Source organism: Pseudoalteromonas sp. SG41-5 (genome assembly GCF_014164495.1).
GTDB classification, from domain to species: Bacteria; Pseudomonadota; Gammaproteobacteria; order Enterobacterales; family Alteromonadaceae; genus Pseudoalteromonas; species Pseudoalteromonas rhizosphaerae.
The window spans coordinates 1-6,720 of the sequence record NZ_JACJFH010000146.1; the positions used below are offsets into that span (position 1 = coordinate 1).

Annotated in this window: 5 protein-coding genes; all 5 read right to left on the reverse strand. The window is 37.7% G+C overall.

Annotation, left to right across the window (positions count from 1 at the left end; all coding sequences use genetic code 11):
* Positions 1-90: 90 nt before the first annotated feature.
* On the reverse strand, positions 91-1,839 hold the full coding sequence (locus H5232_RS21595; RefSeq protein ID WP_259400175.1) for a hypothetical protein: 1,749 nt from the start codon (positions 1,837-1,839) through the stop codon (positions 91-93).
* Between the two features lie 519 nt (positions 1,840-2,358).
* Positions 2,359-3,498 (reverse strand): HNH endonuclease, encoded by a 1,140-nt coding sequence (locus tag H5232_RS21600; protein WP_182831492.1) that lies wholly within the window; start codon positions 3,496-3,498, stop codon positions 2,359-2,361.
* Positions 3,498-4,202, reverse strand: a complete 705-nt coding sequence (locus tag H5232_RS21605; RefSeq protein WP_182831493.1) for an OmpA family protein — start codon at positions 4,200-4,202, stop codon at positions 3,498-3,500. Before H5232_RS21605 ends, H5232_RS21600 begins: the two co-directional genes overlap by 1 nt.
* Entirely contained in the window at positions 4,202-5,968 is a 1,767-nt protein-coding gene (locus H5232_RS21610) for a MotA/TolQ/ExbB proton channel family protein (RefSeq protein WP_182831494.1), read from the reverse strand. The genes H5232_RS21605 and H5232_RS21610 overlap by 1 nt, the downstream gene beginning before the upstream one ends.
* Positions 5,969-6,416: 448 nt before the next feature.
* The coding region (locus H5232_RS21615) for a S24 family peptidase (RefSeq protein ID WP_310736899.1) at positions 6,417-6,720 on the reverse strand (304 nt) is incomplete at its 5' end.

Sequence of the window (6,720 nt, forward strand, 5' to 3'; positions counted from 1 at the left end):
AGTTTCAGTGCTTCTGCTTTAAATTCAGCAGAATGGAGAATACGTTTTTTCTTGTTTGTCATGGTTCACCTCATTAGTGATTGTACTCACTTAATTAGGTGTCCAAAACTGGTGGTGCGGATCAGAGATATTAACTTCGGTATCCATCTCAGCTGATTCAATAAAATCATCAGAAAAGCTAGGGGCAATTATTAATACTTGTGCCACGCGCTTGCCTTGGTTTTCAGCGCGGGTTACATAGGCTTTTACTTGGCGTGACGTTGTTGAATATTTTGCAAAATCACCATTTTTACAGGTTTTTGCTTCTCCAATAATTATGTCGTTATCGCTGAGTGAAATTACTATATCGGCTTTATCTTTAGTGGTGTTTAAGTCTTTTCGGAGATCTTCATCAATATTAAGTTCTAATATTTCAAAAATAGCTTTTGTGACTTCTTCAAACTTAACGCCAATGTCAGCTTCAATTACATCAGCGCCCGCCTCTCTTAGCGCGTTAATATCACGACGAGCTAGTGCATCATAATTTTCAATCAACTTATCTGTTGCATTGGCAAAGCTCTCTAAAATAGCAAAGCGCGGGTTACCACGTTTAGACAAGCCCATACTGTCGCGAACTTCTTTTACTTCGTCATTTGAGAGTAAATATAAAATATCGTGTGGGGTTATACTTAATGCACGTAGTTTTTCAGTATCTATCACTTCGTTAGCTTCAAGTTCAAACGCTTCCTTTAGCACTGCTTGCATTGTTGGGAAGTGTTCTTCTAATGTTTTTAGAAGCTGTTTAAATCCACTGGCACTAAGGGAATCAAACTCTTTTTCTGTTGCACCTGATAACGATGATAATATTAGCCCAATACGCTCATCTAAAGTGGTGCCAAGTTTTTCTGTATCAATTTCTAAATCTTGGATCAGTTGTTTTAATCGTTCTTTACGCTGGTTTTGATTATCTTCAACGTTATGAATATCATCAGACAATAGTTTTGCAGCGCTAATACCTGAATGAATAATTGTTTGAATTTTATCAGTTCGGCTTACGCCTCGAATCTTACGGCCATGGGCTTTAAGTGCATTGGAAAGCTCTGCATCAGTACAGGTTCTCAATATCCTTAGAACATATTTATCGGCAAGGTCTTTTCCTTGAATTTCATTCAGTAAGGTAACTATTTCATCAGGAATAAATACCTCTTGGCGCTTTTTACTGATAAATACCAATCCTATATCCCTTAGGCTATTTAAAGCATCTAGAACACCATTCTTAGGAATAACATCAACCAAATGCTCAACAGCAGCACATTCATCTGTAGTGAGATTTAACTCATCTGCAAGCACATTAAGAATACTGCGTTCATCATCGGTAACTTTGGCATCACGGTTATTTTTTTCGTCATTAAAATATGCTTCTTTCATACAAGCGTGATAGATTTTTAGTGCTCGATTTCTTTCTAAAAAACTCTCACTAGAGCCTTGATGAATGCACTCTTTTAATTCTTTTGAAAGCGTAGATAGTTCAGCCCACTCTTTTTCATAGAGCGACTCAATCCAGCTTATTCTGGCAACCCCGTTGCCGTCACGACTTAAAATATTAACCAATAAGTTAAGCTGCGCTGTACTCATTAGAATTTGTTCTTTTACAGAAACTTTGAAGAACTCGCGAACGGTATTAAATAACTGAGTTATTTCGCTGCCTGATGCATTTTTGATTTGGCCGTCAATATTGTCGATTGTTTTAGCTAATGTTTTATTATTTTTTGCAGCGTCCGAACAAAGGCGATCGAGGCATGAAATGAATTTAGATTTTTCGACTTGGTTAACAATTGATAAAACTTGGTTGAGTTTCATTTAGTAGAGTCCTTTCTTATTATGTGGTTACTAACCTAGCAGCTATTTGTAATTAGAGCAATTTACATTCAGTTAATGTTCATTTTTAATGGGGAGATGAAACAGCCATTGATTAACACCAATCTACCAACCCACTCCGACTCCCCGTGATGACACCCGAAAGTTATAAATTGATGAGTAATCACTTGCATGGCGGAATTTTGTTCCCGACAAATTCCAAGTACCTAAATCCCTTTAGGCAATTTAAGTTAAGCCGTGACTTCGCCATGGACGGCGAATACACGGCGCTTACGTTCACATCAATTTTTAACTTGAGGACACAGTGTGATCCTCGGGTGCGCCGAGAGAGTCCAGAGAGAGGTCGGCGGCAGCCTCTCTTTGGTTGCCATCGCCAACGCGATAAAGCCTCGAATAGAGGTTATTAAATCCCTTTACCCAAAACCATGTAAAAATCACGGCTAAGTTCAGTTCCTTCAAAAGTAAATTTAAAGCTTCACGCTACACAAACCGATATGTCATTTAACGTATCATACGTTGCATACTGGTAAAATTAGCAAGACACTCACTCGCTAAATAAACCGTCCAGCCCTGCGCCCTTAGTAGTTGTATTTGTTCTTTATTAATCACTACTGCGAACTTTCTTCTCGGCCATGCTAAGTCAATAGAAACAAAGTTATCTCCATTTCTTACACTGATACCTAACTCAGGTGTAGGTATATTGTACTTTTTGCATTTGAGTAACAAACCTTCGAGTGCTGAGTCTGCGTAAAGCAATACCTCTTGATAATCACTACAATCGAATTTGTCTTGCTCTTTTCTGAGTTGATTTATAAGCAGACGATCAGCATGAAGGACATCCATATGGTCATGGTTTGGCTGCTTAGTATGGCAATCCGCGCAAAGAGACTTTAAATTATTCAATGAATTATCTGTTTTTACACCATTAATATGATGTGTATGTAAAAGTTGCTTATACCTTGATAGCGCTACACCACATTGCTCACAAGTATAGTTTTGCTGTTGTCGATAACTTGCAGATATTTTGTTCCAGTCTTTAGTGTAACTGCCAATCGTTTTTGAGCGCGTGGGGTAATGTTTGAAGTAAGAGCTATAAGTATCAAACAGCTCTGAAAGTTTGAGTTCTAAAAATACTTTTTGCTTTGCGTCACCTTTGAGATCTGCATAACCTTTGTAGTTTAATATCCTTAGGCAATTTTTGCATACGCCAAGCTCAGCTTTGCTTTCTATCCACTCACCTCGAGAATTCTGCCACCCGACTACTGGATAGCTACCGCTAATATCGTTAGTTACTTGGTAGCGATCAAAAAAGCCTTTATTCCTCATATCTTCAATTGTACCGCACTCTGCGACATGCAAACGTCGAGCTTCTGTTATCTTGCCATTTTTTATGACTTCTTCTATGTTACTCCTTTGCTCTGGTATATAGAGCATTATTTGCCGCCCTTTATAGGCCAAAAGACTATTAGTATTCTCAATTTCAGAAAGCTGTAAATCTTCCCCTAATACCAAGCCTTCGCCTAACCCGCTGTCTATTGCGTTTAATTGACTAAGGATAGAATCGAGCTTAGTTTGCTTATTTGACGCCCCCATTTTAATGGCGGCAGATTGCAGAACATTGAAGTCTATTTCAATCTTCATCACTCTTGTGCCTCTAGTATACGTTTAATTTGTATGTGGGCGTTTGTAATGGCTCTGAAACTCACACGCCTCGACTTCTCTGTATCTTCAATGCCCTGCTCCGTCATAATTAAGCGTGATGATGAAAAGCCAACCGCTGCGATATTACGTTTTATCCATGGTGTTTCTTGTGGCACAAGTGAATATAAATAAGAGAGCACAGATCGAGTTCTGCCTTGTGATAGCCTCATATTTTTGAAGTAAGCCTCTTCATCGCTACTATCCTTATTCCACTCACTACTGGTATGCCCCTCAATTCTCACTTCGTCAATTGAGCTTCTAAATGGTTTCAGTACCTTTAAATAGCGCGGGAAAAAATCATCTAGAATACTTGCAAAAGCAGGTTTAATATCAATATCACCATTATCAAATAAAACATCTGGTGATTTAAAATTAAAAGCCAAAGTTTCCCTATCTATTTCAGCACCCCATTTTTCTAAATCTTCATCAAACTCTTTTATCAAAGACTCATATATAGCGACTTGTTTCTCTTGGTAGGCAACAGCTATACTTTTAATTTTTTCATTTTCTTTCATTGTGTGTCGCATAAAAACAATGGCAATAAACAAAAAAACCATCATCAGCCCAGCCATTAAATCTGAAATGGATAACCAATGCTCCCCACCTTCCTCTGACTGTTTACGTTTACCAAAAATATGCTCCATTAAACCGTTGCTCCTTGTTCAACGACTTTTCTCATTTGTTGTGTTAGCACTTGATAATCTTCAGCAAACTTACCCGAAATTTGACCTAAGGAATTAGCCATAAGCTGTAATGCACGAGTTAGCTCTTCTTGCATTGATTGGTCAATCATTTTTAATTGGTGCTCTACAGTTTCATGTGTTTTCGTTAATTGTTGTTTAGCCGACTCTTCAATGGCTATAAAAGTACGTTGAGTTTGCTGCATTTGTTCTTGAGCCGCTTGCTCAATTATGCGCTTTATTTGCTCTCTTACTTCTGAATTTGTTGATAAGAAAATATCTCTGGCTTGTTTAGTATCTTGAGATAATTCACTGTTTGCATCTTTGAAAGTAGTGCTCATAGTGCGCGCTTCAACGACAACCTTCTCGATGAGATCTCTCATGTTATTATTTAAATCTGAAACAGTATCTGAAATATGCTGTTTCATCTTATCACTACCATCTGCTAAATAATCAGAGCTAGATTGCAAACTTTCATTTGTTCTTGAAGCATTATTAGTAAACTCAGTACTAGCTAAATCTAATGCTTTACCCATGTTTTCAGAGCTATTTATTAGCTTGTTACCAACTGCATCAATACCTTGCTCAGTAGTATTCACAAATTTATCCAACAAAGCTTCTGAGCTTGCAATATGCTTGTTAATGTACTCATCAGAGTGGGTTAATAAAGACGTGTAATGTGTACTTGCAGCTTCTACTGCAGCACCGATATCTTTTACTGTATTCTCAACATGTTGTTGTATTTGAGGTACTGCTTCAACAGCTTTATCCCGCATTTGTTCGAATGCTTCTAAATGTCTTTCAAGCTCAGCTAATTGATGTTGGTTAACTTCCATAACTTCAGTTAAGGTATCCATTGACTGAGGAATAGACTTAGCATGCTCATTAATACTTGCCACTGACCCTTCAGTTTTAACAATAGCCTCTACGCCATGACTATATTGAGCTTTCATTTCCTCTAGTTGAATGCGGTAGTTTTCTTGCCACTCAACTAATTTAAAAACTGCCTCATTAAGCTTTTTAAAGTTTTCGCCAAATTGTTCGGTAAGTTTTTGATTAAAGTCAGCTATTACATTATTTAAGGCTGCAATAATCTCTTCTGTTGCGGATTTAGATAAAGTATCGGCAAAATCTTGTAATTTAATCCAAAGTTTGTCAGCAAATTCATCTTGCTTTTCAAGCTTCTTGTAGAACTGTTCGACACTAAGATTATGTGTTTTTGTTGAATTAGCATTAGCGTCTGAACGTAATAATTTTAACTGGCCTAGGATTGTATTGTCCCCATCACCAACAATCGCAACTTGTAGCTCACTAGTAGCATTCGCCTGAGCTTTTATGGCAGCTAAAATGTTTTCAGGTGAGGCATCCTCATTACTTATTACTTCTTCATTTATAAAAGTAGTTGTTTGTAATATCTTAAATGCAATTGATAGCATCAAGCCAATAAGACTAGTTATAAATGCTGTTTTCAAACCTAGCAATAATTCAGTAATGCTTTCATCTATCTTTGTATGATCAAAGTAAAACAAGCCAATTACAATACCTAAAAATGTACCGAATATACCTGCGGTTGTTAGAAGTGTCGGCACATAATTTACAAAAGGAGTATTATTATTTTTTTTTGCTTGATTATATCCAATGCAAAAAATAAGAAATAACACAGCTGTAAAAATTAAAGTTAATACTCCGGTAGAAGATGAAATAAAAAACTGCAATACATTTGAAAACACTATCTTTAATCCTTTTTAGGCAAGTTAAATAATTTTATTAATAGAACACATTTAAAAATTTTTATGTGTATGTATAGTTTGTGATTATTAATAACCACCAACCTACCAAAACACTCCAATTCCCCGTGATCACACCCGAAAGTTATAAATTGATGAGTAATCACTTGCATGGATGCAAGTTAAGCAGTGTCTTCGCCATGGATGGCGAATACACGGAGATTACGTTCACATCAATTTTTAACTTGAGGACACAGTGTGATCCTCGGGTGCGCCGTGGGATTCCAAAGGGCGGTCGGCGGCAGCCGCCCTTTGGTTGCCATCGCCAGCGCGATAAAACCTCGAATAGAGGTTTTTAATCCCTTCACAATTCATAAGCTGAGCTTTTCGCGCGAGCAAGCTCTGCGCCTACAAGCTAAAGCGCGACTACAAGTTAAAACGCGACTACAAACTACTCTGCAACCACTTGTTTAAACCGCGCGAACGTTCGCATGCTTTCATCAGCAATCATTACTTCGTAATCTGGGTTTTGAGCAATTAGCTCGTATTGCCCGTTAGGTAATTTATTAACTTTACGCAGTAAATACTGCCCATCGCCACCTATATCATCTCGCTCTATCGCCACTATTTGGCCGCGTAGCGATCCCGCTTTGTCGGAGGTTATAAGCTCAAGTAACAGTAAATCACCATCAAGTATTGGGTGTTTACCGCCATTCATTGAGTTACCTGATGCGCGTGCTAAAAAATGTACTTGT

Coding starts and splice junctions, on each gene's coding strand:
- H5232_RS21595 (WP_259400175.1), bottom strand. CDS start 1,839: ATGAAACTCAACCAAGTTTTATCAATTGTTAACCAAGTCGAAAAATCT.
- H5232_RS21600 (WP_182831492.1), bottom strand. CDS start 3,498: ATGAAGATTGAAATAGACTTCAATGTTCTGCAATCTGCCGCCATTAAA.
- H5232_RS21605 (WP_182831493.1), bottom strand. CDS start 4,202: ATGGAGCATATTTTTGGTAAACGTAAACAGTCAGAGGAAGGTGGGGAG.